The organism is Mangrovicoccus sp. HB161399 (assembly GCF_013184745.1).
In the GTDB taxonomy this organism is placed as follows: Bacteria; Pseudomonadota; Alphaproteobacteria; order Rhodobacterales; family Rhodobacteraceae; genus Mangrovicoccus.
The window spans coordinates 11,804-37,687 of the sequence record NZ_JAATVU010000024.1 but is presented as its reverse complement, the minus strand read 5'-3'; the positions used below and the strand labels follow the sequence as shown (position 1 = coordinate 37,687).

At 68.9% G+C, this 25,884-nt stretch carries 28 protein-coding genes; 17 read left to right on the top strand and 11 right to left on the bottom strand.

The features are described 5' to 3' along the window. The first annotated feature begins 1 nt into the window (after nt 1). Nucleotides 2-424 carry a response regulator gene (locus tag HCC78_RS15085; protein ID WP_172329616.1) on the top strand — a complete coding sequence of 141 codons (423 nt, stop codon included), beginning with the start codon at nt 2-4 and terminating at the stop codon, nt 422-424. Between the two features lie 18 nt (nt 425-442). Here HCC78_RS15085 and HCC78_RS15080 read toward each other — a convergent pair whose 3' ends face one another. Then, entirely contained in the window at nt 443-1,666 is a 1,224-nt protein-coding gene (locus HCC78_RS15080) for a PLP-dependent aminotransferase family protein (RefSeq protein ID WP_172329615.1), read from the bottom strand. A gap of 188 nt (nt 1,667-1,854) precedes the next feature. Here HCC78_RS15080 and HCC78_RS15075 point away from each other — a divergent pair, with 188 nt between their 5' ends. The 3 genes from HCC78_RS15075 to HCC78_RS15065 all read left to right on the top strand — a co-directional run bounded on the left by HCC78_RS15075 (nt 1,855) and on the right by HCC78_RS15065 (nt 3,065). Further along, the gene (locus HCC78_RS15075; protein ID WP_172329614.1) at nt 1,855-2,316 is read left to right on the top strand and encodes an Lrp/AsnC family transcriptional regulator; all 462 of its coding nucleotides are present in this window, start codon (nt 1,855-1,857) and stop codon (nt 2,314-2,316) included. A 75-nt stretch (nt 2,317-2,391) separates the two neighbouring features. After that, nucleotides 2,392-2,646: a type II toxin-antitoxin system prevent-host-death family antitoxin gene (locus tag HCC78_RS15070; RefSeq protein ID WP_172329613.1), complete on the top strand. Its 255-nt coding sequence runs from the start codon at nt 2,392-2,394 to the stop codon at nt 2,644-2,646. Then, nucleotides 2,646-3,065 carry a type II toxin-antitoxin system VapC family toxin gene (locus HCC78_RS15065; protein WP_172329612.1) on the top strand — a complete coding sequence of 140 codons (420 nt, stop codon included), beginning with the start codon at nt 2,646-2,648 and terminating at the stop codon, nt 3,063-3,065. Before HCC78_RS15070 ends, HCC78_RS15065 begins: the two co-directional genes overlap by 1 nt. 51 nt (nt 3,066-3,116) lie before the next feature. Here the strand turns inward: HCC78_RS15065 and HCC78_RS15060 are convergent, their stop codons facing one another. Beyond that, nucleotides 3,117-4,997, bottom strand: a complete 1,881-nt coding sequence (locus HCC78_RS15060; RefSeq protein ID WP_172329611.1) for a PhoX family phosphatase — start codon at nt 4,995-4,997, stop codon at nt 3,117-3,119. 198 nt (nt 4,998-5,195) lie between these two features. Further along, on the bottom strand, nt 5,196-5,609 hold the full coding sequence (locus HCC78_RS15055) for a VOC family protein (RefSeq protein ID WP_172329610.1): 414 nt from the start codon (nt 5,607-5,609) through the stop codon (nt 5,196-5,198). A gap of 90 nt (nt 5,610-5,699) precedes the next feature. On the opposite strand from HCC78_RS15055, the gene HCC78_RS15050 reads away from it, so the two are divergent. Next, entirely contained in the window at nt 5,700-6,551 is an 852-nt protein-coding gene (locus HCC78_RS15050; protein ID WP_172329609.1) for a LysR family transcriptional regulator, read from the top strand. Here HCC78_RS15050 and HCC78_RS15045 read toward each other — a convergent pair. The 7 genes from HCC78_RS15045 to HCC78_RS15015 form a co-directional block, all read right to left on the bottom strand. Beyond that, entirely contained in the window at nt 6,536-7,315 is a 780-nt protein-coding gene (locus HCC78_RS15045) for a LamB/YcsF family protein (protein WP_172329608.1), read from the bottom strand. The two genes, HCC78_RS15050 and HCC78_RS15045, sit on opposite strands and share 16 nt — an antisense overlap. A gap of 16 nt (nt 7,316-7,331) precedes the next feature. Beyond that, nucleotides 7,332-8,351, bottom strand: coding sequence for a biotin-dependent carboxyltransferase family protein (locus HCC78_RS15040; RefSeq protein WP_371743841.1), 1,020 nt, complete (start codon nt 8,349-8,351; stop codon nt 7,332-7,334). Beyond that, on the bottom strand, nt 8,348-9,094 hold the full coding sequence (locus tag HCC78_RS15035; protein WP_172329607.1) for an allophanate hydrolase subunit 1: 747 nt from the start codon (nt 9,092-9,094) through the stop codon (nt 8,348-8,350). Before HCC78_RS15035 ends, HCC78_RS15040 begins: the two co-directional genes overlap by 4 nt. A gap of 232 nt (nt 9,095-9,326) precedes the next feature. Beyond that, the gene (locus HCC78_RS15030) at nt 9,327-9,569 is read right to left on the bottom strand and encodes a hypothetical protein (RefSeq protein WP_172329606.1); all 243 of its coding nucleotides are present in this window, start codon (nt 9,567-9,569) and stop codon (nt 9,327-9,329) included. 193 nt (nt 9,570-9,762) lie between these two features. Further along, on the bottom strand, nt 9,763-10,770 hold the full coding sequence (locus tag HCC78_RS15025; RefSeq protein ID WP_172329605.1) for an HAD family phosphatase: 1,008 nt from the start codon (nt 10,768-10,770) through the stop codon (nt 9,763-9,765). 71 nt (nt 10,771-10,841) lie between these two features. Further along, entirely contained in the window at nt 10,842-12,542 is a 1,701-nt protein-coding gene (locus HCC78_RS15020) for an arylsulfatase (RefSeq protein ID WP_216671169.1), read from the bottom strand. A 65-nt stretch (nt 12,543-12,607) separates the two neighbouring features. Beyond that, the gene (locus HCC78_RS15015; protein WP_172329604.1) at nt 12,608-12,853 is read right to left on the bottom strand and encodes a hypothetical protein; all 246 of its coding nucleotides are present in this window, start codon (nt 12,851-12,853) and stop codon (nt 12,608-12,610) included. A gap of 271 nt (nt 12,854-13,124) precedes the next feature. Between HCC78_RS15015 and HCC78_RS15010 the strand changes: the two genes are divergently transcribed. The 9 genes from HCC78_RS15010 (at nt 13,125) to HCC78_RS14970 (ending at nt 21,438) form a co-directional block, all read left to right on the top strand. Next, nucleotides 13,125-14,918, top strand: a complete 1,794-nt coding sequence (locus HCC78_RS15010; protein WP_172329603.1) for a hypothetical protein — start codon at nt 13,125-13,127, stop codon at nt 14,916-14,918. A gap of 231 nt (nt 14,919-15,149) precedes the next feature. Next, nucleotides 15,150-16,352, top strand: coding sequence for a CaiB/BaiF CoA-transferase family protein (locus HCC78_RS15005; RefSeq protein WP_172329602.1), 1,203 nt, complete (start codon nt 15,150-15,152; stop codon nt 16,350-16,352). A 20-nt stretch (nt 16,353-16,372) separates the two neighbouring features. After that, a complete protein-coding gene (locus tag HCC78_RS15000; RefSeq protein WP_172329601.1) occupies nt 16,373-17,536 on the top strand; it encodes an acyl-CoA dehydrogenase family protein in 1,164 nt (387 codons plus the stop codon). A gap of 8 nt (nt 17,537-17,544) precedes the next feature. Then, on the top strand, nt 17,545-17,940 hold the full coding sequence (locus tag HCC78_RS14995; protein ID WP_172329600.1) for a MaoC/PaaZ C-terminal domain-containing protein: 396 nt from the start codon (nt 17,545-17,547) through the stop codon (nt 17,938-17,940). Continuing rightward, nucleotides 17,933-18,370, top strand: coding sequence for a MaoC/PaaZ C-terminal domain-containing protein (locus tag HCC78_RS14990; protein WP_172329599.1), 438 nt, complete (start codon nt 17,933-17,935; stop codon nt 18,368-18,370). Before HCC78_RS14995 ends, HCC78_RS14990 begins: the two co-directional genes overlap by 8 nt. After that, a complete protein-coding gene (locus HCC78_RS14985) occupies nt 18,367-19,296 on the top strand; it encodes a dihydrodipicolinate synthase family protein (RefSeq protein WP_172329598.1) in 930 nt (309 codons plus the stop codon). Before HCC78_RS14990 ends, HCC78_RS14985 begins: the two co-directional genes overlap by 4 nt. Further along, the gene (locus HCC78_RS14980; RefSeq protein ID WP_371743840.1) at nt 19,293-20,207 is read left to right on the top strand and encodes a dihydrodipicolinate synthase family protein; all 915 of its coding nucleotides are present in this window, start codon (nt 19,293-19,295) and stop codon (nt 20,205-20,207) included. Before HCC78_RS14985 ends, HCC78_RS14980 begins: the two co-directional genes overlap by 4 nt. Next, entirely contained in the window at nt 20,204-20,485 is a 282-nt protein-coding gene (locus HCC78_RS14975; protein WP_172329597.1) for a DUF4286 family protein, read from the top strand. The genes HCC78_RS14980 and HCC78_RS14975 overlap by 4 nt, the downstream gene beginning before the upstream one ends. Nucleotides 20,486-20,511: 26 nt before the next feature. Then, nucleotides 20,512-21,438 carry a LysR family transcriptional regulator gene (locus HCC78_RS14970; protein ID WP_172329596.1) on the top strand — a complete coding sequence of 309 codons (927 nt, stop codon included), beginning with the start codon at nt 20,512-20,514 and terminating at the stop codon, nt 21,436-21,438. A gap of 574 nt (nt 21,439-22,012) precedes the next feature. Here HCC78_RS14970 and HCC78_RS14965 read toward each other — a convergent pair. Then, the gene (locus HCC78_RS14965) at nt 22,013-22,792 is read right to left on the bottom strand and encodes an HpcH/HpaI aldolase/citrate lyase family protein (RefSeq protein WP_253949182.1); all 780 of its coding nucleotides are present in this window, start codon (nt 22,790-22,792) and stop codon (nt 22,013-22,015) included. 221 nt (nt 22,793-23,013) lie between these two features. Between HCC78_RS14965 and HCC78_RS14960 the strand changes: the two genes are divergently transcribed. From HCC78_RS14960 to HCC78_RS14950, 3 genes are read left to right on the top strand one after another with little or no spacing between them, the layout of a single operon-like run. Further along, nucleotides 23,014-23,559: a TRAP transporter small permease gene (locus tag HCC78_RS14960; protein WP_172329595.1), complete on the top strand. Its 546-nt coding sequence runs from the start codon at nt 23,014-23,016 to the stop codon at nt 23,557-23,559. Beyond that, entirely contained in the window at nt 23,556-24,836 is a 1,281-nt protein-coding gene (locus HCC78_RS14955; RefSeq protein WP_172329594.1) for a TRAP transporter large permease, read from the top strand. Before HCC78_RS14960 ends, HCC78_RS14955 begins: the two co-directional genes overlap by 4 nt. A 60-nt stretch (nt 24,837-24,896) precedes the next feature. Beyond that, entirely contained in the window at nt 24,897-25,859 is a 963-nt protein-coding gene (locus tag HCC78_RS14950) for a TRAP transporter substrate-binding protein (RefSeq protein WP_172329593.1), read from the top strand. Nucleotides 25,860-25,884: the final 25 nt, after the last annotated feature.

Genomic DNA, 25,884 nt, shown 5'->3' with positions numbered 1-25,884 from the left:
CATGCCGGAGTGGAGAAACATCGAACGGCCGCATGCGGCAGCGGCATGCTGCATCAGCTGCCTGCTGGTCGATGACGATGCGTTTTCCCGGATGATGGTGCTGCGCGCGATCGAGAAGACCCGGCTGGACATGACGCTGGAAACGGCGACCAGCCTGTCGGAAGCGCGGGAAAAGCTGATGTCGGGCTACTACGATCTCGTGCTGCTCGACCACCACCTGCCCGACGGTTTCGGCGCGGGCTTCCTGGTCGAGATGTCGGAAGGCGGCGTGCCGCGCTGGACGCGGGCCGCCATCCTCACCGGGCTGCGCGAGCATGCCGAGCAGGAACTCGGCGGCGCGCGGCCGGACCTTCAGGTCGTCGACAAGTCGGAGTTCGGTCCCGAATTCCTCGAGGACGTGGCACAGAGCTGCTGCGCCGCCTGAGCCGCCCAGCGGCGGAGATCACTCCGCCGCGGTCGCTTCGGGCATCCGCGCGCCGGCGGCGATGTCGCGCAGTGCCAGGGCCAGGCGGGCCATGCCGCGGTCGAGCTTCTCCGCATCGTTCAGCGTGAAATTCAGCCGCAGCGCCGGTCCCGACAGGCCCAGCGGGTCGAAGACATTGCCCGGACCGACGAGCACCCCGCGCTCCACCCCGGCATCGACCAGCCGGTCGACATCCAGCGACGGATCCTTGGCGCGCGCCCAGATGAACATGCCGCCCACCGGGATCTCCCAGTCGAACCAGTCGGAGATGTGCCGCTCCATCGCTTCGGCCAGCGCGGTGCGCCGCTCGCGGTAGAGGGCGATCGCCTTCGGGTGCATCTCCTCGATCATGCCTTCCTCCAGCGCGGCCAGCGTCAGCAGCTGCGACAGCGCGTTGGAGCACAGGTCGGTCGCCTGCTTGGCCGAGACCAGCTTGGCGATCAGGTCCGGCGCGGCAATGACCCAGCCGACGCGCAGGCCGGGCACCAGCTGCTTCGACAGGCTGCCCATGTGAATGACCGGCCCGTCATAGGGCGCATCGCAGCCCTCGGCGGACAGTTCCAGCAGGCCCGGCAGGGCAGGGCCGTCATAGTAGAGCGCGCCGTAGGGGTCGTCCTCGATCAGCCAGGTGTCGGTCTCATGCGCAGCCTCCACCAGCGCGCGGCGCGTCGGCAGGTCGACGAGCTTGCCGGTCGGGTTGGAGAAGTTCGGGATCATGTAGACCAGATCCGCCCGGGCCATCGCCCCGGCCAGCCGGTCGGGACGGGACAGGTCCATGTCCTGGTAGCGCGGCTCGCGCGGGCGGAAGGCATCCATCGCCCCGGCATAGGTCGGGAAATCGCAGGCGATGCGGCGGCCCGGCTCTATCAGCACCTTGCCGACGAGATCCAGCGCCTGCGTGCCGCTGGCGGTAACCAGCACGTTGGAGGCGCCGACATTCACCCCGCGCGCCCGGTAGCGCGCGGCGATGGCCTCGCGCAGTTCCGGCAGCCCGCCGGTGGGCGCGTAGCCGAGCGCGACCTCGGGGCGGTCGCGGATCGCCTGCGCGGCGATCTCGGCCAGGCGCTCCGAGGGAAACAGCGAGGCATCGGGCAGCCCGCCCGCGACATTGACGAGATCCGCGATGCCCGCCGAACCGACGAAGCGGCTCGTCAGATCATTGGTACCCTCCAGCCAGGAGGCGAATTCGGCTCGTCCGGTCATGTCTCTATCCTTGGTATCCTGCGGCCCGGCAATCGTGCGGGGTCTTCCGCGTGGCAGGGGTTGTAGCGCAGGAAGATGAAGATTATGCGCCAAAATCCGTTCCCGCCGGGTCAAATTTCGGGTGCTTGCGCCACGGATTCTGATATCCTTGGCGCAATGCACTCATCACCTGGCGGAAAGGCGCAGCGATGCTCGAGCTGGACGAGATCGACCGGAAGATTCTCCGCGCGCTGCAGAAGAACAGCAAGCGCACCAGCAGCGAGATCGCCGAAGAGGTCGGGCTGTCGCAGACGCCCTACCTGCGGCGGGTGCGGCGGCTGGAAGACACCGGCGCGATCGACCGCTATGTGGCGATCCTGAACCCGGCGGCGCTGGGGCTGGGCATGACGATCTTCACCCGGATCTGGCTGACGGGCCAGGACGCGCGCAGCGTCGACGCCTTCGGCGAGGCGGTGCGCAAGATGCCCGAGGTCGTCGAATGCCACCTGATGGCGGGGGACTGCGATTTCCTGCTGCGCGTCGTGGTGCATGACATCCAGAGCTACCGCCAGTTCCAGGCGCATCACCTGACCCGGCTGCCCGGGGTGCAGAGCGTGAAGACCGAGATCCCGATGCAGCAGATCAAGGCCTCCACCGAAATCCCGGTCTGACGCCGGCCGGGATTGCGCCCTTGTCCGGCAATCCCATATGTAGTAACGTTGCTACGTTATCCGGAGGGCCTGCCCGTGACCATCACCACCCTGACCAGCCGCGAGTTGAACCAGGATGTCGGCCGCGCCAAGCGCGCGGCGCAGGAGGGGCCGGTCTTCATCACCGACCGCGGCCGCCCGGCGCACGTGCTCTTGACCATCGAGGAGTACCAGCGGCTCTCCGGGGCAGGGCGCAAGCTGGGCGAGGCTCTGGCCATGCCCGGCCTGTCGGAGATCGAGTTCGACCCGCCCAAGACCCGGATCGAGAGCCGCCCCGCCGATCTTTCCTGATGTACCTGCTCGACACGAATGTCATCTCCGAGCTGCGCAAGCTCGGCGACGGCCGCGCCGACCCGAATGTTGCGGCATGGGTCGGGGCGGTCGAAGCGGCGCAATGCCATGTTTCGGCGCTGACGCTGATGGAGCTGGAGATCGGCGTCCTCAGGATGGAACGGCGCGACCCGGCGCAGGGCGGGCGGCTGCGCCAGTGGATGCAGAGCCATATCCTGCCGGAATTCGCCGCGCGTTGCCTTGCCGTCGATGCCGCCGTGGCGTTGCGCTGCGCGGGCCTGCACATCCCGGATCCGAAAACCGAACGCGACGCGTTGATCGCGGCGACGGCGCTGGTCCATGGTCTGACGGTCGTGACGCGCAACACAGGGGATTTCGCCGCCACCGGTGTGGCACTGTTCGATCCCTGGCAGGCGTGAGACGCGAAAAGGCGCCCCGCGGGGCGCCTTTCCAGTTCGGCAGGGCCGAATTCAGCCGATGACGTCGCCATCCTCGCGCCAGACCTGGATCACGGCGGAACGCGGCTTGCCCGCGCCGTCCGGCCAGGCGCCGCCCGGGTGCTGGATGCCGACGAAAGCCGTCTTGCCGTCCGGCGACCAGGTCAGGCCAGTGACTTCGGCGCCGTTCGGCGCGGTCAGGAAGCGGGCGATCTCGCCGGTCTCCGGGTTGCCGACCAGCATCTGGTTGTTGCCCATGCCGGCGAACTCGCCCTCGTTGCTGTCGTCGCCGTCGGTCTGGATCCACAGCATCCCGTCGGAGGAGAAGGCCATGCCGTCGGGCGAGTTGAACATGTTGCCCGCGGTGACGTTCTCCGAGCCCTTGTAGGCGCCTTCGCCGGCCTCCGGGTTGCCGGCCATGACGAACAGATCCCAGGCGAAGGTGTCCGCGCCGTGGTCGCCTCCCGCCGGCTGCCAGCGCACGATCTGGCCGTAGTTGTTGGCCTCGCGCGGGTTCGGGCCGCCCACCGGGGTCTCGTCGCCGCCCGCATTCGGCTTCAGGCCGCGGTTCTTGTTGTTGGTCAGCGCGCAATAGGCTTCCGGCTTCAGCGGGTTCGCGGCGATCCACTCAGGGCGGTCCATGGTGGTCGCGCCGACCTTGGAGCCTGCCATGCGCGAGAAGACCAGGATCTCCTCGAGAGCCATGCCGGTGGTCTCGGGCGTCAGCGCCAGCCATTCGCCGGTCTGGTCGTCGTTGAACTTCGCGACATAGAGCGTGCCGTCGGACAGCAGCCCGTCCGTCGGCTGGCCCTCGGCCCAGGTCCCGTTGGAGACGTAGCGGTACATGAACTCGCCGCGCTCGTCGTCGCCCATGTAGACGACGATCCGGCCGTCGGCGGCCTGCACCATCTCCGCGTTCTCGTGCTTGAAGCGGCCGAGGGCGGTGTGCTTGACCGGGGTGCTGTCGGGATCGGCGGGGTCGATCTCGGTCACGAAGCCGTGGCGGTGCGGCTCGTTCGGTTCCTTCGACAGGTCGTAGCGCGCGTCGAACTTCTCGTAGGCATAGCGGCCTTCCGCGCCGATGCCGTAGCGCTTGATGCCCTCGTTCTGGGGCATCTCGCCTGTGGTGCCGAAATAGCCGTTGAAGTTCTCTTCGCAGGTCAGGTACGTGCCCCAGAGCGTCTTGCCCGAACCGCAGTTGTTCATCGTGCCCTTGGGGTTCATGCCCTCGGGATCGGCATTGGTCCTGACCAGGTCCGAACCGGCCGCCGGGCCGTCCATGACCATCTGGGTCTCATGGGTGATGCGGCGGTTGTAGGGGCTGTCGATGACAACTTCCCAGGACTCGCCCTGCGGTGCGATCTCCAGGACGGTGACGCCCTGCATGTTCTTCAGCATCGCGACTTCGCCGGCATTTTTCGGCATGCCTTCGGAGTCGGCGGGCAGGTTGATCTTCGGGTTCACGTATTCCGAGTTGATCGCCAGCAGCACATGGCCGTCGGCCTCGAAGGTTTCCATGCCGTCGGTATTCTCGCCGAAGACCTTGTCGGACATCTCGACCGGAACGCCGGTCTCGGCGCTGTAGGCGCCCTCGGCCTCGGAGAACAGCGCCTGGCCCCACTTGACCAGCGGCTTCCATCGGTAGCCTTCCGGCACGTGGATCTCGTGGTCGGTGGCGATGCCGATCGGGGCGAACTTGAAGCTGCCGGCCTGCGCGCGGGCAGCAGTGGTCGAGGACATCAGGCCCGAGCCGAAGACGGCAGCGCCGGAACCGAAGGCAAGCACGGCGCCGAGGAAGCCGCGGCGGGACATGGCACGTTCGACGACGCGGTCGAAATCGTTCTCGGCGGGGCGGGGATCGCGGAGTTCGTCGAACTCATCCCAGGACAGGTCAACGGTGTCGCGGATATCCATGGCGTCGTTTCCTCTGGCAGACAGCTGGCATTGCCCGGCACGGGGGCCGGGATCGGGCCCTCCTGTCACGGCGATCCATCAGATTCATGTCAGCCAGATGAAGCTTTTGTGTCGGCCGGGATGACCTTGCGGCATCCGTGCGGTCCCGGCCGGAAGGGAGCGCGCCGGTCCCCCTTCCGCCTTGGCGCGCGCGGCGGCTCAGCGGGCGAAGAGCCCCTCGAAATCGGCGAAGCCCTTGATCTCGATCGGGTTGCCCGAGGGATCGAAGAAGAACATGGTGCGCTGCTCGCCCGGCTCGCCCTCGAAGCGGACCACCGGCGGGATGTCGAATTCGATGCCCTTCTCCTGCAGCCTGCCGGCCAGCGCCAGCCAGTCGGGCAGCGCCAGCACGGCGCCCATATGGGGCATCATCACCATGTGCTCGCCGACCTTGCCGGTGCGGGTGACCGGGAAGGGTTCGCCCAGGTGGAAGCTCAGCTGGTGGCCGAAGAAGTCGAAATCGACCCAGGTGTCGGTGGAGCGGCCTTCCTCGCAGCCCAGCACGTCGCCGTAGAAACGGCGCGTCTCGTCCAGGTCGGTCACGTGGATGGCGAGGTGGAAGAGGGATTTCATCTGAGTCTCCTGTTTTCGTTGCGCCCCTGCTAGCGGAAGCATAGGAAAAGGAAAAACGGGTTATTCCTGCGCTGAGAGAAAGAAAAGCCGATGGACCTGCGCTTCGTCGAAAGCCTGCTGGCCGTCATCGACGGCGGCTCGATCGTGGCGGCAGCCCGCGCGCAGGGCCGCACGCCCGCCGCGGTCAGCCAGCGCATCCAGGTGCTGGAGCGCGATCTGGGCGTGCCGCTGCTCGTCCGCCGCGCCAATGCGGCGGAGCCGACCCGGATCTGCCTCGACCTGATGGAGGACATGCGGGCGCTGGTCGCGGGCGGCCATGCGCTGAAGCAGCGGGCCGCGCCGGAGGTGGCGGAGGGCGTGCTGCGGCTCGGGGCGATCTCCACGATGCTGACCGGGCTGGTGCCGCCGCTTCTGGCGCGGCTGCGCGAAAGCGCGCCGGGCGTGACGCTGCGGATCGAGCCGGGCAGCTCGGCGCAGCTCCATGCCGCGGTGGCGGAGGGGCGGCTCGACGCGGCGCTGATCGTGGCGCCGCCGGAAGAGGACGCGGCGGGGCTCCGCCTGGTGCCGCTGCGCCACGAGCCGCTTGTCCTGCTGGCGCCGCCCGGGATGGAGACGCTGCCGCCGGAGGAGATCTTCGCCCGGCTGCCGCTGGTCGCCTATGATCCGCAGAGCTGGGGCGGGCGCATCGCGGAGCGCTATCTGTCCGATCGCGGTTTGGCACCGCAGCGGCTCTGCGCGCTCGACGGGCTGGAGGCGATCTCGGCGCTGGTCAAGAGCGGGGCCGGGGCCTCGGTCGTGCCGGACTGGCCGGGCCTGGACGGCGCTCGGCCGCTGGCCGATGGCGCGCTCTATGCCCGGCGCATCGTCGCCGCGATGCCGCCTCTTTCCGGACGTCCCGCCTGCCTTGCCGCGCTCGCCGCGGCGCTTCAGCCCGCGGGCTGAGCGCGGAACGGCGCGATGGCGACGCCTTCGGCCTCCAGCGCGGTGCGCAGGGTGCTGGCGATCTCCACCGCGCCCCTGGTGTCGCCATGGACGCAGAGCGTGTCGGCAGCGACGGGCAGGAAGCTGCCGTCGGTGCAGGGAATGCGGCCGCCGACGACCATTTCCAGCACCTGCCGCGCCGAGACCTGCGGATCGTGGATCACCGCGCCGGGCTGGCTCCTCGGCGTCAGCCGCCCCTCGGGCGTGTAGCTGCGGTCGGCGAAGATCTCGCAGGCCTGCGGCAGCCCGGCCCGGTCCGCGGCCACGGCCAGTTCCGAATAGGGCATGGTGACGAAGGTCATCGACGGATCCACCGCCCTGATCGCGCGGGCGCAGAGCGCGGCCAGATCGGCATCTTCGGAAGCCATGTTCGACAGCGCGCCGTGGAACTTCACATGGGTCATCGGATGGCCCTCGACCGCGCACATGCCCTGCATGGCCACGATCTGGTAGATCAGCTGCGCCTCCAGATCCTCGGGCCGTTCGCCGGAAATGCGCCGCCGCCCGAAACCGTAGAGATCGGCGAAACCGGGATGCGCGCCGACCCGCACGTCGGCCGCCTTCGCCGCGCGGACGGTGCGGCGCATCACCGACGGATCGCCGGCATGGAAGCCGCAGGCGACATTGGCGCTGGTGACGAGGCCCAGCATCGCCTCGTCCTCGCCCATCGTCCAGGCGGCGAAGCTTTCGCCCATGTCGCAGTTCAGATCGAGGGTCTTGGCCATGTCGGTCTCTCCGGGCTCAGTCGGTTCGGTCAAGATCGTCGCCGGCAGTGACGCCGCTGACGAGCGTGTAGGACAGCAGGTCCGCGATGTCCGCCGGGTCGCGCACCAGGTTGCGGCAGCGCGCCGCCGCCTCGCGCAGCTGGTCCGCCTCGCTGCGGCAGATCCGGTCGGCCTCGGCGAAGCTGACCCGCTGGAAATGCAGCGCCGTGCCCGGCACCGCCTGGGCGACGGTCGGCAGATCCGCCGGGATCACCGTGCCGATCCGGGGATAGCCGCCCATGGTCTGGCATTCGGCCATCAGCACGTAGGGCAGCCCCTCGCCGGTCATCTGCAGGTCGCCCGGCTGGATCACGTCCGAGGCCAGCCCTGCTGCATGCTCCGACGTGAAGTGACGCTCGGCGGCGAGCGCGACGCCCTGGCGGTTGCCGCGCGGCGCGCGGGTGAAGGCGGTGGCGTAGAAGGCCTCCAGCACCTCCGGCTCGAACAGCCCGGTCTGCGGCCCGTCGACGGTGCGGACCCGCCCGCCGCCAAAGCGCTGCTCAGGGGCGAGCGTGCGCGCCGGACGCCCGGGATCGGGGTCGGCGCCGCAGGGCAGGCTGTCGCCGCTCTCCAGCAGCCGACCGATTCCGATGGCCAGATGCGCCGCGCGGGATCCCATCCAGGGCTCTGCCGCGATGCCGCCCGCAGGCGCAAGATAGCCGTAGAGCCCGGCCTCCATCCCGCCGAGCCGCAGGGTCTGGCCCGGCTCGACCAGATGCGTGCAGTTCCAGCGCAGCTTCGCCCCGTCGAGCGTCGCCGCCATCGGGGCGCCGGCCAGGGCGACGCGCATCGGTTCGGTCACGGAGAAGCTGCCGCCTGCGCCCGCCATCTCGATTGCCGCCGGCAGTTCGCGCAGCCCCAGCAGCGCCGCCGCCTCGACCAGCGCCCGCCGGTCCATCGCGCCGCCGCGCGACACGCCCTGCGCCAGATGGCCCGCCCGGCCGGCATCCTGCACCGTCATCAGCCCGTCGGCGCGCAGGATCTTCAGCGCGCTCACGCCAGTATCTCCAGCCGCGCGCCGCCCAGCCCGTCGGCGGCAGCGGCCAGCCCGTCATATTCTGACGCGGAGACCGGCACGTAGCGGATCGCGTCGCCCGCGCGAAGCGCGACCGGCTCGCTGCGGTCGGCGACGAAATTGCGGAACCCCGCGCGCCCGACCTGCCGCCAGCCGGTGGTGCCGTCTGCGGTGAACATCACGATCTGGCGCACGGCCACGGTGATCGCGCCCTGCGGCACGGCCGGGTTCAGTGCCGACATGCGCGGGAATCCCCAGTTCTCCGGCAGGAGGCCGATATAGGGCTGGCCCGGGGCGAAGCCGATCGCCAGCACGCCCAGGTCGGCCGCGCAGATCTGGCGCACCGCCTCTTCCTCGCTGGTTCCGGCAAGTTCCGCCACCTCGGCAAGCTGCGGGCCATGCGCGCCGCCGAAGGCCGCCGGGATGTGCCAGCGCCGCGACGGGACGGGGGCGGCGGGCGGATCGTGCAGGACATGCCCCGCCCGGGCCTCCAGATCGGCGGCCAGCGCCTCGCGGCTGGTCCGCCTGCCGTCAAAGCGCAGGAAGACCGAGACCAGCGCCGGGCTGATTTCGGTGACGCCGGGCGGCGGGTCGGCTTCGAGCCCGGCGGCCAGCCGCTGCATCGCGGCCATGGCATCGGGATGCGGCCGCAGCGCGAAGCGCAGCAGCACGCCGTCAACGCCGGCAGGAAGGGCCTCTGGGGTCAGTGCGGGTTCGGAACTCATGTCGCCCCGGCTTACCAGACCGGGAAGGGGGCTGGAAACCGGCAGCGCGGGCCGCGGACGGCCGGCGATGTCGCAGGGGCGCGCAGGGGGTCCCGGTCCGGGGAGAGGCCGGAACGCGGAAAGCGCGGGAGGCCGGGTCCCCCTGCATTCCCCCGCATGCCTGCGCAGGCCGGAGTCTGCTCCGGCCTGCGCAAGCGGCGGTGGCGAGCCGGGCTGTCGGCCCGGCCCAGGATCATTCGATTCCGAGGATCTTCTTGACTTCGGCGGTCGCGCTGACGTCGTCGGTCGAGCCGGAATCCAGGCCGGTCAGGTAGGCCATGACGGCGGCCAGCTGTTCCTCGGTGGCGTCTGCCGGGATCTCGACCATGATGTTGTGGGTTTCCATGGCCGACTTGACCTGGTCGACCTCGGTCTGCGCGAAGGCAGAAGTTGCCATGAGGCCAGCCACGAGCACGGGGGCAAGGAGTTTCTTCATTTCCAGTCTCCATCATCGACGCGGGACGGCCTTGGCGGCCCGCGGGTTACGAAAGTGCACGGACGAAGCGGGCTTCGCCGGGTGCGGGCATGCCGGGGGAGGCGTCTCCGCCGGGCATCTCGGTCTGCGGCGGGCCTAGGCCCCCCGCGGAAGTCTGCGCTCCGATCGCCGCTGCGGGCGCCGGAGCCGGGGATCACGGCCCCGGGGGCCAGATGGCCTTCCAGTCGTTCTTCATGTCGGCCAGCGTCCAGCCGTACTGCGCGGCGGCATCCAGCCCCTTGTCGAGCGTCCCGACCGCCGACTGGCGGTCATAGGCCCATTCGCGCGCGGCATCGGTGTGGTGCACGAAGAGGCAGAAATTCGGCCCCGGCGGCAGGCAGGTGTATTCCAGCATCTCCAGGTCGCCGTCGGAATTGCCGAAGGCGGCGACGGGGCGGCGGCCGACATGCATCTGGATGCCCACCGGCTTGCCCGGCCCGTCATCGACGAAATCGAGCTCGGGCGTCTTCAGCAGGACTGGCTGGCCGTCGACGATGTCGAATTTCAGCTTGCCCGAGCTGCCGACCACCTGCTCGGGCGGGACGCCGTAGAGCTTCTCGGCGAAGACCCGCATGAAATCGATGCCGCCGCCGGAGACGATGAAGGTGCGGAACCCGTTGGCGCGCAGATGGGCGAGCAGCTCCAGCATCGGCTGGTAGGCCATCTCGGTATAGAGCTTCCCGGTCTCCGGGTGCCGCGCCGTCGCGATCCACTCCTCGACCACCTTGGCGAAGTCGCCGGTCGACAGGCCGGAATGGGTCGCGGCGACGATCTTGGCGATGCCGTTCTTGCCGCCTGCCATGGCCTTTTCCATGTCGCCCGCCAGGATCGAGGCGAAGGGCTCGGCCGTCTTCCACTCGGGATGCTCCGGCGCCAGCGCCTTGACCCGGTCGATGGCGAAGGCGAGCTGCACATAGGCGGGCTTCTCCGCCCAGAGCGTGCCGTCATTGTCGAAGACCGCGATCCGGTCCTGCGGGGCGATGTGGCCCGGGCCGCCGTCCTCTGCCGCTGCGGCGACGAAATCGAGGATCGCCTTGCGGGTGGCGCCCTCCGCCCAGGAGGGCAGGGGAGCGTCCTGTGCCATGGCCTGCGTGGCGATGGCCAGGGCCGCGGCGCAGGCGGCCAGCCGCAGCGCGCGGCGCGGGTCGAATGTCTTTGCCATCTGCTGGTCCCCCGGTCGTTCCTGTCCCGGCACGGCCCGTCCTGCGGCCCGTGCCTCTCCTTGCGGCCGCCTCAGTTACCGGTGGGCAGCCCGATGCTGACGCCGTCCTTCGCGAGAGAGTCGCGGATGTATTCGAAGCGCTGGTACTGGCTCAGGGTGATCGGGCCGGTATAGGTCTCGCTCTGCAGCTTGCGCGGCGGGTACTTCACGTAGGACTTCACCAGCTCGGTGACCTGGTCGTTGATGACGGGCAGGTACCAGGTGCGCTCGGTGAAGTTGTTCATGAAGAGGTCGTAGCGCTCCTGCGGATCGTCGAGCAGGTTGAAGACCTGCGGGACGGTCGCGACGTAGCTGGACGGACCCTTCCAGCCGAGGTTGCTGTCCACCGCCAGCCCGCCGGTCTGGGCGCCGTCGTCGCCGCGCAGGTTGAACACAGCCTTGTAGTTGCCGACCCGTGCCGCGCCGGGGCTCAGCTCGTCCTCGGTGAAGTAGAACCAGGCCTTGCGCGCGCTGTCGCCGGTGCCTTCCCAGACAGGGGTCATGTCGTAGCTGTCGAAGATGATCGGCTGGCCCTCGCGGTCCTTCTCGGGCAGGTCGACGCCCGCGACGGAGGCGAAGGTGGCCATCAGGTCGAGCCCGCCGACCACGGCCGCGCTCTTGCTGTCGGGCTTCACGTGGCCGGGCCAGCGCACCATCGCCGGCACCCGGTTGCCGCCTTCGCGCACGGTGCCCTTGGTGCCGCGGAACGGGGTGTAGCCGGCATCGGGATAGACGTCCTGCCAGGCGCCGTTGTCCGTCGTCCAGAACACGATCGTGTCGTCCTTAAGCCCCAGCTCGTCCAGCTTGGCGATCAGGCGGCCGATGCGGGTGTCCAGTTCGACGATCGAGTCGGCATATTTGGACTTCGAGATCGACTTGTGCTCGAATTCCGGCGCCGGCAGGTTCGGCTGGTGGACCTTCATGAAGTTCACGTTGATGAAGAAGGGCGTGTCCGGCGTCTCGGCCGCCTTCTCCAGGAACTCGATCCCCGCCTTCTCGACGTAGCTGTCGAAGAACGGGATGCCGACGACGCCCTTGTCGGGGGTGTCGACATACTGGCCGTTGATCTTGAAGTCCTCGGTCGGCTTCTCGCCCGCCTTGCCGGACAGCGCCCCCTTGGTCACCTTCTGGAACATGGCGCGCAAGTCGTCCGGCATGTCGGGGAACCAGGTCGGGTCGGCATAGGTATAGGCGTTCAGGTGGTAGAGCCCGACATATTTCATCTCGTCGTAGCCCTGGGCATTGGGCAGCGCGTAGTCGTCCTCGCCCAGGTGCCACTTGCCGGTGAAATAGGTCTCGTAGCCCGCTTGCTTGAGCACCGAGGCCAGCGTCCATTCCGCCGCCGGAAGGCCGCCGCCCTGGCCCTGGAAGGCCACGGTGGTCATGCCCGAACGGTTCGGGATGCGCCCGGTTTGCATCGCGGCGCGGCCGGGCGTGCAGGAGGGCTGGGCGTAGAAATGGGTGAACATCATGCCTTCGTCGGCCAGCTCGTCGAGACTGGGCGTCGGCATGCCGCGCGCCTCGCCGCCGAGATAGGCGCCGATGTCACCGTAGCCGGTATCGTCCGACACGATGAACAGGATGTTGGGCTTCGATCCGGCCGCCGGGGCGGTGCTGTCCTGCGCCGAGGCGGCGGTCCAGGGCAGCGCCCCGAAGCCGAGCACCGCCAGCATCGCAACTCTGGATGCCTGGCGCATCCGCAGGCTCCGTCCCCTGGTGTCCTGGGTCTGCATTCGCTCTCTCCGTTCGGGGGCGCCGCTCACTGCCGCAGCACCCGGTCCGCCATGCCCCGCGCCGGTCACCGGCTGCCCGGGCGGGCATCGAGAAGCGCGAGGATCTCGCGCTCCAGTTCTTCCAGCAGGGCGGCATAGTCCGCCGCCTGGCGGCATCCCGCCCCCGCAATGTCCTGCCACCGGCGCAGCGCCTGGGTGGCTTCCTCGTAGTCGCTGCAGATTCCGCGGAACCCCTGGTCGGTCGCGCAGCGCCGGCGGATGTCCAGCTCCCGGTCCGGAAAGCGCGCAAGGATCGAAACGATTCTGTCCACGGCTCCCGTCCAATGCCCTTTTCCGCTATCCCAGCCCCGGCCTGACCACGGCATGCGAACTGCAACTTCGGGCAAGTTGGCCGGCAAAACTGTCTTCCGGGAGGTACGAACAGGTTCGCACACTCCCGAAAACATGTGCAAAAACACGTTTCGCGGGGGCTTCGCGAAAGAATCGTGCCAAGGCGTCGCAGTCCTCTCATTGTCTATTTTCTGGAAACGACTCAGCTGCTCGCCTAAACGTGAGAAGGCGAATTTATCTCGGTGCGGAACAATGACCGGGCATGTGCATTTGTTAGAGCTGGAATCCGGCGCCGACCCGGCGCCGTCCCACGTGCGTGCCGCGCTCCGCAGGATCCTCGACAGCTCCGACTTCCTGGCCAGCGAACACCGCCGCGACTTCCTGAGCTTCATCGTCGAAGAGTCCCTGTCGGGCCGGGCGGAGAGGCTTAAGGGCTATACCATCGCCACCGAAGTCTACGGCCGCGACGAAAGCTTCGACGCCCAGGCGGATCCGGTGGTGCGGCTGGAAGCCCGCCGCCTGCGCCGCGATCTCGACGGCTACTATGCCGGCAGCGGCCAGGCCGATCCGCTGCGAATATCGATGCCGAAGGGCGGCTACCAGCCGCAATTCGGCTGGAGCGAGTCGGCCATGGCCGCGGCCGTGCCCGCGGCTCCGGATCCCGCGCCCGTGCCGGATCCCGCGCCGGAGGACGCGGCCGCGCCCGCCGGGCGCCGCCTGCCGGACTGGCGGCGCTACGCCATGCCCGCCGCCGCCGGGCTGGCCTGCCTCGCCCTGGCGCTGCTGGCAGGCGGGCTGCTGCTGCGGAGCTCTCCCGCCCCGGCACCGCGTGCCGCGCTCGAAGGTCCCGCCGTCGCCGTCCTGCCCTTCGATGTCATCGGCTCCGGCGAAGAGGTGCGCAGCCTTGCCGACGGGCTCCGCCAGGAACTCACCGTCGACCTGATGCGCTTTCCGGGTTTCCGGCTCTTCACCGTGCCGGGCAACGGCATGGACGGCCTGGGAGCCGATCCGCTGGACAGCGTCCGCGCCGCGGAAATCGGCTATGTGGTCAGCGGCAGCGCGCGGCTGGCGCCGGACCGGGCGACGGTGATCGTGCAGCTGCTGGATGCCCGCAGCGGGCTGCTGCGCTGGAGCCAGATCTACCACCGCGACCTCGCCTCCGGCGGGATCGCCGACTTGCAGCAGGACCTGGCCGCCGAGATCGCCGGGGCGCTCGGCCAGCCCTACGGCGCCGTGCCGGAAGACCTGCGCCGCCGCAGCACGGAGCCGGGCATGGCCGACCTCGCCGGCTATCTCTGCGTGCTGCGCGCCTATGACTACCGGCGGAACTTCTCCAAGGCCAAATTTGCGCCTGCCTTTGGCTGCCTGGAGGAAACGGTGGGCCGCCAGCCGGGCTATGCCGATGCCTGGGCGATGCTGGGCTGGCTCAGGCTCGATGCCGTGCGGTTCGGCTATGGCAGCGGCACTCCGGAGGAAGACCGGGTGGCCGGCGCCTACGAAGCGGGTGCCGAGGCGGTGCGGCTCGATCCGGACAGCCTCCTGGCGCTGAAATCGCTCTCGGCCATCCAGTACTACCGGGGCAATTACGCGGCCTCGGAACGGCTGGGATGGCAGGCGCTGCGGCTCAATCCCAACGACCCGGACACGCAGGCGCAGCTGGGCTGGCGGCTGGCCGCGCGGGGCAATTTCGCCGACGGAATCCCGCTGCTGGAGTCCGCCGTGGCGCTCAGCAGCGGCGCGCCGCCCTGGTATTTCTATTTCCTCGCCATCGACCGATACCTGAAGGGCAGCAACGCCGAGATGCTGGACTTCGCGGAGCGTTCGACAAGCGACGGGCTCGGTGCCGGCTACATGCTGGTCGCCATCGCCCAGGGCGCGATCGGCCAGGCACCGGAGACCAGAACCGCGCTGGCCCGGATGGAGGACCATGCGCTGATCGGCGCGGATCCCGAGCCCTTCCTGCGCGACATGGGCTTGACCGAGGAACTCGTCGCCGCGCTAGTCGGCGGCATCGGCACCGCCCGCAACTTGGTTGCCGGTCCCTGAAGGCCAGGGCCAGCGCCCCGTCACCATGCCATTTTTCACTGCCGGACCCCGCGGGCGCGCTGCGGCCGACAGGTGTGCAGCCAAGCAGGACCGACCGGCCTGCACCGGCGGGAGACGGTTGGCAGAGTATTTGGAATACGAATTATCATCCCATTTTTAGCATAGAAACTGATATTCACGTGGCGACGTCCTAGGCCTAGGGTCCCGGCAACAGACAGCGGGGTACGGCCTATGGGCGCGTTAGACGGCATCAGGGTTCTCAGTTTCAACCATTTCCTCTCGGGGCCGGCAGCGGCACAGCATCTGGGGGATCTCGGGGCGGATGTCGTCGCGGTCGAACCGCTGACCGGGGCGTTCCAGCGCAACTGGGCGGTCGGCAACCGCTTCGTCGACGGCATCTCGGTCAACCACATGACCACCGGGCGCAACAAGCGTTCGATTGCGGTGGACCTGAAATCGCCCGAGGGCGTCGCCGCGGTCAAGCGGCTGGTCGCCGGCGCCGATGTGGTGATGGAGAATTTCCGCCCCGGCACGCTGGAAAAGCTCGGCCTCGGCGAAGACGTGCTGCGCGCGATCAATCCCGGGCTCGTCTATGCCGCCACCACCGGCTTCGGCCCGGACGGTCCCTATGCCAAGCGCCCGGGCCAGGACATCCTGCTGCAGGCGATGACCGGGCTGGCCGCCCATACCGGCAGCATGGAGCACGGCCCCGTGGCCGTCGGCTCGGTGCCGATCGACCACCATGCGGCGGCGCTGACCGTGGCGGGAATCCTCGCGGCCCTGCTGGAACGCGGCCGCACCGGCAAGGGCCGCCGCGTCGAGGTCAACATGCTGCAGGCGGCCATCGACCTGCAGGGCGAGTCGGTCACCGCCTGGCTGAACGGCGCCGAGCATGCCGGGCCGCGCGGGCAGCAGGGCATGGCCAACTGGTTCAGCCCCGGCCCCTACGGCATCTATGCCTGCACCGACGGCCATGTGATGATCTCGATGTCGACGCCCTCGCAGATCGGCAAGGCGCTGGACCTGGACGCGATCGTCGGCTTCTCCGACAAGGACGGGTTCGACCGCCGCGGCGAGGTCAGCTCGGCCGTGGCCGGGGCGATGGCCAGGATGGCGATGGACGAAGCCCTGCCCAAGCTCGAGGCGGCCGGCGTCTGGCACGAGGTGGTGCGCGACTATGACAGCCTGCGCGGCAACCCGCAGCTCGTGCATCTGGGCGGGCTGGTCGACACCGAGACCCGCGACGGCAGCCCGATGACGCTGATCTCCAGCCCGATCCGCATGGATGGCGCGGCCGCCGATCTCCGGCTGCCGCCGCAGGCGCTCGGCGCGCAGACCCGCGAGGTGCTGGCCGAGGCGGGCTATTCCGCAACCGAAATCGACGCGCTGCTGGAGAGCGGCGCCGTGGCCCAGACCGACCGCATGAGCGTCTGAGGCAGGACAGGAAGAAGACGATGGATTTCACGATTTCCGACGAGATGAAGATGGTCACCGAGACGGTCGGCCAGTTCATCCGCGACAAGGTGCAGCCGCTCGAGGCCGAGACCGAGGCCAATGCCGAGATCCCGCCTGCCAAGCTCGCCGAGGTCAAGGCCGAGGCGCAGGCGCTGGGGCTCTATGCGATGAACATGTCCGAGGACGTCGGCGGCGCTGGCCTGGGCGTTCTGGACATGTGCCTCGTCGAGGAGCAGCTCGGCCAGACCTCGGATGCGCTGATCCGGCGGATCTTCGGCCAGTGCTATCCGATGATGGAGCAGCTGGCCGACGAGGCGCTTCGCCAGAAGTACCTCTATCCGCTGGTCAAGGGCGACAAGATCTGCGCCATGGCGATCACCGAGCCGGGCGCCGGGTCCGACGCGGCGGCGATCCGCACAAAGGCGCATCTCGACGGCGACGAGTGGGTGCTGAACGGGACGAAGCATTTCATCTCGGATGGCGACATTGCCGATTACGTCATTGTCATGGCGGTGACCGATGCCGAGAAGGGCGCGCGCGGCGGCATCTCGCTGCTGCTGGTCGACAAGGGCACGCCGGGCTTCACCGTGGTCGGCAAGCAGCCGATGATGGGGCATCGCGGCTATGGCCATGCGGAGCTCGCCTTCGACAACTGCCGCGTGCCCGCGGGCAATGTGCTGGGCGAGGTCGGCAACGGGTTCAAGGTGATGATGGCCAACGTGTCGGGCATCCGGCTGGGCCATATCGGCGCGCGCGCCGTGGGCATGGCCAGCCGCGTCCTCGAGATGATGCGCACCCATGCCGCCGAGCGGAAGCAGTTCGGCCAGCCGATCGGCGAGTTCCAGATGGTCCAGCAGATGATCGCCGACAGCGCCATCGAGATCTTTGCCACCCGCATGGCCGTCATGAACACCGCCTGGGAGGTCGATCAGGGCATCGACGCCCGCGACAAGGTTTCCATGGTCAAGGTCATGGCCTCGGAGATGCTGGGCCGGGTCGCCGACCGCGGCATCCAGGTCTTCGGCGGCTCGGGCTTCGCCAAGGACCTGCCGCTGGAGCGGATCTACCGCGATGCCCGGGTGACGCGGATCTATGACGGCACCTCCGAAATCCACCGCATGCTGATCGCGCGTTCCGTGATCAAGCGCGGCCTGAGCCTGTGAGCAGACCCATGACCAAGATCGAGACGGGCGCCTCCGTCACCTTCCGCAAGACGATGACCGTGGCCGAGCAGGGCTTCTACACCGGGATTTCCGGAGACATGGACCCGCTGCATGTCGACCGGGTGAAGGCACAGGCGGCCGGGCTGGCCGACATGGCGGTGTTCGAGCTGGCGGCAGGCAGCCTGTTCTCCACCGCGATGGCGCGGCTCTCCGGTCCCGGCTGGCGGATCGAGTCGGTCTCGCTGCGCTTCGTCCGCCCGCTTTCCGTCGGCGAGACCCTGGCCGCCACCGCCACGGTCGCATCGACCAACGGCGTGATCACCTTCGACCTCGCGGGCACTTGCGGCGGGGAAAAGGTGATCGAGGGCGAGGCGCGGCTCGGCCGCGTGGCCGCCGATGTATGAGCTGAGGCCCATCGACGACATCCAGGTCGGCGACCGGGTGTCGATCACCAAGACCGTCACCGAAGCCGATGGCGCGATGTATGTCGCGGCGACCGGCGATTTCGGTCCGGTCCATGTCGATGACGACTATGCCACCACCACCCGCTTCGGCGAGCGGCTGGCGCCGGGCATCCTGATCGGCGGCATCTGCACCTCGATCCTCTCGGCGGAACTGGTCGGCACGCTCGGCGTGTCGATCCGCGACTGCTTCTGGTTCACCGGCGCGGTGCGCTACGGCGACACGCTGACCTTCGAGCTGTGGGTCTCGGCCAAGGACGAGGAGGCCCGCACCGTCGACTGGCAGGCCTCGGCCCGCAACCAGGAGGGCACCGAGGTGCTGAAGGTCGACGCCACCCTGAAATTCCCCCGCAAGAAAGCGAGCACGACATGAACGTTACCGGCAAAGATCTGCGCGGGATCACCGTGGCGACGGTGCTGCCCTTCGACGAGGCCGGCGCCATCGACTGGGACGGCTATGCCGCCGTTCTGGATCACTGCGCGCAGCCCGCGACCACCGACTGCGTCTTCGTCAACGGCCATGCCGGCGAGGCGACCGCGCTGACCGCGGCGGAGAAAGCCGAGGTGATCAAGCGCACCCGCGACCAGATCGGTCCGGACCGGGTGCTGCTGGCCGGCGTCGTGCCGACCGGCTATCCGGAGGCGCGCGAGCAGTCCGAAGCCGCACGCGAGGCCGGGGCCGATGTCGCGGTGATCTTCCCGGCCGAGGCTCTGGGCGGCGGCAACGCCAGTACCGCCGCGCCGGTGAAGTTCATGGAGAAGCTGGCGGGCGAGCTTGCCATGCCGCTCTCGGTCTTCCAGTTCCCGATCGCCTCGGGCTTCGGCTTCTCGACGCCGGTCCTCGCGGAGATGGCGCAGATCCCCGAGGTCATCGCCGTCAAGGAGGGCTCGGCGACGCTGCTGGCCTATGACGAGAACCGCCGCGCGATCAAGGCGGCGGCGCCGGACGTCGCGATCCTGCCGTCGAATTTCCACTGGTTCTTCGCGCAGGTGGCACTTGGCGGCGACGGCATCCTGTCGGGGCTCGCCTCGCTGGCGCCGGGGCTCCTGAAGGACCTCTGGGACGCCTCCGAGGCGGGCGATCTGGCGGCGATGCGCGCGGCGAATGACCGGCTCTATCCGGTGGTGCGCGCGATCTACGGGCCGGCCCCGGTCATTGACATGCATACCCGCATGAAGGACGGGCTCAGGCTGATGGGCGTGATCGGGAATTCCGCGCCGCGCCTGCCGCTCCTGCCGCAGTCGGACGAGGTCGTCGAGGGCGTGCGCAAGGCGCTGGCCGGGGCCGGGCTGCTGTGACCGCGGGCGGGATCTACGCCGCCACCATCGCGCCGATGCAGGCCGACGGCGCGCTCGACCTGGCCAGCATGGAGCGCCATTTCGCCGAAATGGGCCGCGTTCCGGGGCTGGCGGGGCTCTTGCTTAACGGCCATGCGGGGGAGGGGGTCTTCTTCTCCCGCGAGGAGGCGGCCGAGGTTGTGCGGCTCGCCCGTGCCACGCTGCCCGAGGCGCGGCTGCTGGCTGCGGTCGGGGCCGAGTCCACGGCGCAGGCGGTGGCGGACGGGCAGGCGGCGATGGCCGCCGGGGCCGATGCGGTCATGGTCTTTGCGCCCTTCTCCTGGGCGCTCGGGCCCGATCCGCGCGCCGTCGTCGCCCATCACCGCGGCATTGCCGAGGGCACCGGCGCGCCGATCTACCTGTTCCAGGGCTCGACCGGTTCGGGCGGGCTGCACTATGGCGACGATCTTCTGGCGCGGCTGCTGGAGATCGGCGCCGTCGCGGGCATCAAGGAAGGCTCCTGGGAGACCCGCGCCTATGAGGGCACCCGCCGGGTCGCCCGCGCCCTGCGCCCGGACGTGGCGGTGATGGCCTCGGGCGACGAGCACCTGTTTCCCTGCTTCCTGATCGGCTCGGATGGCAGCGCAGTCAGCCTGGCCGCGGTGATCCCGGAGGCCATCGTCGCGCTCGATGCCCATGTCCGCGAGGGCCGCATCGACGCCGCGCGCGACCTGCACGAGCGCATCTACAGGCTTGCGCGGCTGGTCTACGCCGCTCCCGGCCATCTCGCCGCGGCGCGGCTCAAGGCGATGCTCGCCGCGCTCGGCCGCATCGGCAGCGCCCATTGCCGCGCGCCGACCCCCGCCATTTCCGCGGAAGAGGCCGCGGCGCTGATGGCGGCGCTTCAACCCTGCCTGGAGGTGTCCCGGTGACCCAGACCCATATCGTGTTCGTCGATGTCGACCCCGAGGACGAGGCCGCTTTCGACGACTGGTACGAGAACACCCATGTTCCCGATATCCTCGCCTGTCCCGGCTGGCTCGATGCGCGGCGCGAGAAATGCCTCGAGGGCGGGCCGCGCCATGTCGCGATCTACACCATCACCGGCCCCGAGGCCTATGAAACCCCGGAATTCGACGCTATCAAGGGGTTCGGCCCGTTCACCGGCAAGGTCAGGAACTTCCACCGCATCCGCCTGACCAGGAGCTGAGCGGACCCCACGGACCGCCGGAGACCATGCTCAACCTCAGACAGCTCGAAGTCCTGCGTGCCGTCGTCCAGTACCGCACCACCGTCGGCGCGGCCGAACGGCTGGGCATGTCCCAGCCCTCGGTCTCGAACACCATCCGCCATGTCGAGACGGTGCTGGGATTCCCGCTGTTCGAGCGGGTCTCGAACCGGCTGTCCCCGACCGCCGAGATGCTGATCCTGCTGGAGGAGGCGGAGCCGCTTTTCCTTCTGCGCGATGCGGTGAACCAGCGCGCTGCCGACCTGCAGGCCGGGCGGATCGGGCGGATCCGCATCGCCTCCACCGCGGAGCTCTCCGAGGCGATCATGCCGAAGGTGATCGCGGATTTCGCCAACCGCTCGCCCGGTATCCAGATTTCGCTGGAAACCCGTCCGCTCGACAGCGTGCTGCAGGTGGTCGAGAGCGGGCTGGCCGATGTCGCCTTCGTCATCGCGCCCTATGAACACCACGCGCTGGAATACCAGCGCATTGCCACCTTGCGTGCCGTCTGCCTCTGCCAGGAGGACGATCCGCTAGCGCAGCTTTCCGAAGTGACGCCGAAGGATCTGGACCCGCGGCCGCTGGCCGGGCCGCAGGTCGCCAACCGCATCGGGCTGATGATCGCCGAGAGCTTCGGCAAGAGCGGCGTCGACTACCATCCCTCGATCGAGACCCGCTTCATGAACGCCGCCTCTCGCATCGTCGCCCATGGCCGAGGCGTGGCACTGATCGACGAGCTGTCCGCCTATTCGGTGCTGCGCCCGGGACTGGCGATCCGGCCCTACCGCCCCGAGCTGAGCTTCGAGCTCTCGGCGGTGCTGTCGCGCACCAAGCAGCCCAGCCGCCAGACCAAGCGCTTCATCAAGGCCTTCGCCGACTGCACCGAAACGCTGCTGGCCGACATCGCCGCCGCCATCGCCGGCTCGGCCCGCTAGCCCCTCCGGACCGCCCCGGCGGCACAGGGACTGCCGGTTGGCCCGCAAATGCCGATGGCCATCCGGAGACGCCGGTTCCCGCCGGTTCTGCGGCCGGGTCCGGACCCTAAGGACAATTGCCGCGGCCATGGCTCCGCCTCTCCTCCGCGGAACTCTCTCCCGTTGCGTGTCCAAGACCATGCAGGCCCACCTGATGACCACCCCCATGAGCGAAGAGACGCGTTCAGTAGCCCGACCTTCCGTTCTCTTGGGCGGCAGAATGCGGGCCCCCTGCCGCACGCGGCGGCCCGCCGGACCCTGACCGCCGGAGATGACCCAAGACGCGGACGGCAGGCCGGACCGGCCATGCCCGCGGCGCGGCAAGCGGCCGGGCGGCTGGCGCGTCCGCAAGGCGGGGAACTGCGGAACTGCGCCTGCTTCCATCCTGCTGCCGCGCCCGGAATTGCCGTCCTTCGCCGTGCCGGTGCCGGCAGATGCAACGCACCCGGCGGAACGGCCCGGCGGGTGCGCGGAAACGGCGGACGGCAGCGGTCCGGTCCTTCGCTGCCGCGGGAGGCCCGGCCGCCCCGGGCCGCTACCGCGCGTCCGCCAGCGATGCCTCCAAGGTCCGCAGCAGCGCCGCGCCGCCTTCGGCCAGGAGGTTGGTGTCGTTCGTCGCCACGACGTGCCCCGCGCCGAGCGCAACCGCCAGTTCCGGCACCAGCGCGGGCGGCAGGCCCATCACGCCGAAGCCCTTGCCCGCCGCCTGAGCCGCCTGCGCGATCCGGGCGAAGGCCTGCGCCACCTCGGGATGGCCGAGCTGGCCGCGCAGGCCCAGCCCGTCCGCCAGGTCGTTCGAGCCGATCATCAGCATGTCGATCCCCGGCACCGCAGCGATCTCCGCGGCATTCTCCAGCCCCGCGGCGCTTTCGATCATGGCGATGACCTGCGTGCCGACCTCTGCCTCGCGGGCGAGATCGGCTGCAGGCAGCACCCGGTAGCCGAGCGCGGGCAGCGGGCCGGGCAGGGCGCGCGCTCCGATGGGCGCGAAGCGGCAGGCCCGCGCGACGGCAGCGGCCTGCCGGGGCGTGTCGACATGGGGCACGATCACCCCTGCCGCCCCGCAATCGAGCACGCGCGCCACATCCGGCGAGTCCGGCCCGGTCACCCGGCCGAAAACCGGAAGCCCCACCGCCAGCCCCGCCGCCGCGGCCTGGCCGAGCGCGTCGAGGCCCAGCGGGCCGTGTTCCATGTCGATCACGAGGAAGCCGAATCCCGCGGCGCGGGCGAGCAGGACCGACTCTGCCCGGCCGAGCAGGCAGCAGGCCAGTCCGAAGGCGGGTTGGAAGGTTTGCTTGTTTTCTGGGCCGTTCATTTCGTTGTGTTCACTTTCCAAGCATTTCGCGAAACTCCCTGCCGCCGAGACTAGCCGGAAAGCGGAATGAATATTCATGGAAAGTGGGCTTTAAATAGTAGCTATCAATTTCTTAATAGACGGCTTCCTTCATCCCGCGCGCTTTGACAGTAGGGTGGCCCTAGGCACGGACGACACGTTCAGGTTGTGCCAATCTACCTCCGGCAGACAGGAGCACCCCGATGGCCGAGCGGACCGCCTTTCTCCAACCTCTTCCCGCGCTCGCGGGACGGTCGCCGCTGCTCCGGCCGCTGATCTGCGGCCTCTGGGGCCTGCGGCGCCTGGTCGACATCCTCGCGCTGGCGCTGCTGTGCTACATGGCCTGCGCCATCCTGGTCCAGATCACCGGCCGCTACGTCTTCAACTATTCCATCGCCTGGAGCGAGGAGACCGCCACCTTCGCGCAGATCTGGCTGACCCTGCTCGGCGCCGGGATCGCGATGCGTTCGAACGCGCATGTCGGGGTCGACGTGCTGATCCGCAAGGCGCCGATGCCGGTGCAGAAGCTGTTCGCCGCGGGCGGGCTGGCGCTCGGCATCTGGTTCATGGCGGCCGTGATCGTGGGTTCGATGGCGCTGGTGGCGATCGGCCTGCGCATCCACAGCCCGGCCACCAACATGCCGATGGCGGTGCCCTACCTGTCTCTGCCCGTGGGCTTCGGCTATTTCCTGCTGGAATTCGTGCTGTCCGGCACCTCGCGGCTGTTCTCCGGGGAGGCCGCGGAATGATCTGGGCAGCCGGCGGTTTCATCCTCCTCCTGATCTCGGGCATTCCGATCGTCCTGGCGCTCGGCATCGCGGCGCTGCTGGCGATCGAGCTGACCACCACCGCGCCGGTTTCGATCGTGGCGCAGCGCATCTATGGCGGGCTCAACTCCTTCTCGCTGATGGCGATCCCGTTCTTCGTCGCCTCCGGCCTGCTGATGGAGGCCGGCGGCATCGCCCGCCGCTTCGTCGCTCTGGCCTCGGCGCTGGTCGGCTGGATCACCGGCAGCCTCTACCTGGTCTCCATCGTCACCGGCGCGGGGCTGGCGGCGATTTCCGGCTCGGGCTCGGCGGACACCGCGGCGATCAGCTCGGTGATGATCCCCGAGATGAAGAAGCGCCGCTATGACATCGACCTGGCTGCGGCGGTCATCGCCGCCTCGGGCTCGCTGGCCTCGGTCATCCCGCCCTCCATCGTGATGATCGTCATCGCCATCACCGCCAGCCAGTCGATCGGCGGCATGTTCCTCGGCGGCATCGTGCCGGGCGTGCTGATCATGGCCGGGCTGATGGCCGGCTGCTGGATGTTCGCCCGCAGCCAGGGCGAGGCGGGGCGCGACCGCGAGGCCTTCAGCCTCGGCAAGCTCGGCCGCGCCTTCCTCGACGCGCTGCCCGGCATGGCGATCCCCGTGGTGATCATCGGCGGCATCACCGGCGGCATCTTCACCGCGACCGAAGCCGCCTGCATCGCGCTCTTCGCCACGCTGGCGATCAGCCTGCTGGTCTATCGCGAACTCACGCTGTCCGACGTGCCCGCGATCCTGCTGCGCGCCGTCAGCCTCTCGGCGACCGTGCTCATCATCATCGCCACCGCCAGCGTCTTCACCTGGATCATCGCCTCGACCGGCTTCCCGGCGATCCTGAAGGAGTGGCTCACCGGGATCACCGGCAGCGCGGTCGTCTTCCTTCTGATCGTCAACCTGCTGCTGCTCGTCGTCGGCATGTTCATGGAAAGCATCTCGGCGATCCTGATCCTGCTGCCGATCCTGCTGCCGGTGGCGCAGAGCTTCGGCATCGACCCGATGCAGTTCGGCATCATCGTCGCGCTCAATCTCTCCATCGGCCTGATCACGCCGCCCTACGGCATCTGCCTCTATGTCGCCTCGGCCGTGGCCGGGCGCCGGATCGAGCAGGTGTCGCGGCGGGTCTGGCTGCCCTTCCTGTGCATGCTTGCCGTGCTCATGCTTGTGACCTTCGTCCCCGCCGTATCGCTCTGGCTGCCCTCGCTGATGATGCCCTGACGGGGCACGGCGAAGTTCCCTTCCTCCTCCACCAAGAAACCGAGACCCAAGGAAAGTCCCATGTCCAACAGAATGCTCAGTGCCCTGCTTGCCTCCGCCGCCCTGCTCCTGCCCGCGATGGGCGAGGCCCAGTCCCTGCGCGTGGCCCATACCAACGCAGCCGACGAGGTGCAGGACATGGGCCTGCAGAAGATGAATGAAATCCTCGCCGAGAAGACCGGCGGCGCGGTCTCGCTGGAAGATTTCCCGGGCGGCCAGCTGGGCGACGAGCAGCAGATCACCGAAAGCGTGATGCTGGGCTCGCTCGACATGGCGATGGTGTCGAACGCGATGCTGTCGAACTACGTGTCCGAGTACAAGGTCTTCGACATGCCCTTCCTGTTCCCGACGATCGACGGGCTGGGCGACAAGATCGACGCCAATTTCGACCTGATGCAGGAAGACGCGAATGCCGCGGGCTTCCAGCTGATCGCGGTCTTCTCCTCGGGCATCCGCAACCTGATGACCTCCGAGCCGGTCAACTCGATCGACGATCTCGAGGGCATGAAGATCCGCACCATGCAGAACCCGGTCCATGTCGCCGCCTTCCGCGACTACGGCGCCAATCCGACGCCGATGAGCTATTCCGAGCTCTACGGCGCGCTGCAGTCGGGCGTGGTCGACGGGGCCGAGGGCGCCTCGACCGGCTATGACGGCATGAAGTTCTACGAGGTCGCGCCGAACTATGCGCTGGTCGGCTGGCTGAACATGGCCGCGCCGATCGTGATGCAGAAATCCGCCTTCGACGCGCTGCCCGAGGACGTGCAGGCCGACCTGATGGAGGCCGGCCACGAAAGCGCCATCTGGCAGCGCCAGTACGTGATCGACCAGGAGGCGCCGCTGCTGGAGAAATTCGAGGAGCTGGGCGTCAACATCACCCGTCCCGATCTGGAGCCCTTCAAGGCCGCCTCCAAGCCGCTCTACGAAAGCGAGCTGACGACCGACGGCCAGAAGGCGCTGTATTCCGCGCTGACCGCGGAGTGATCCGGGCCCATTGACCGAGGGGGGC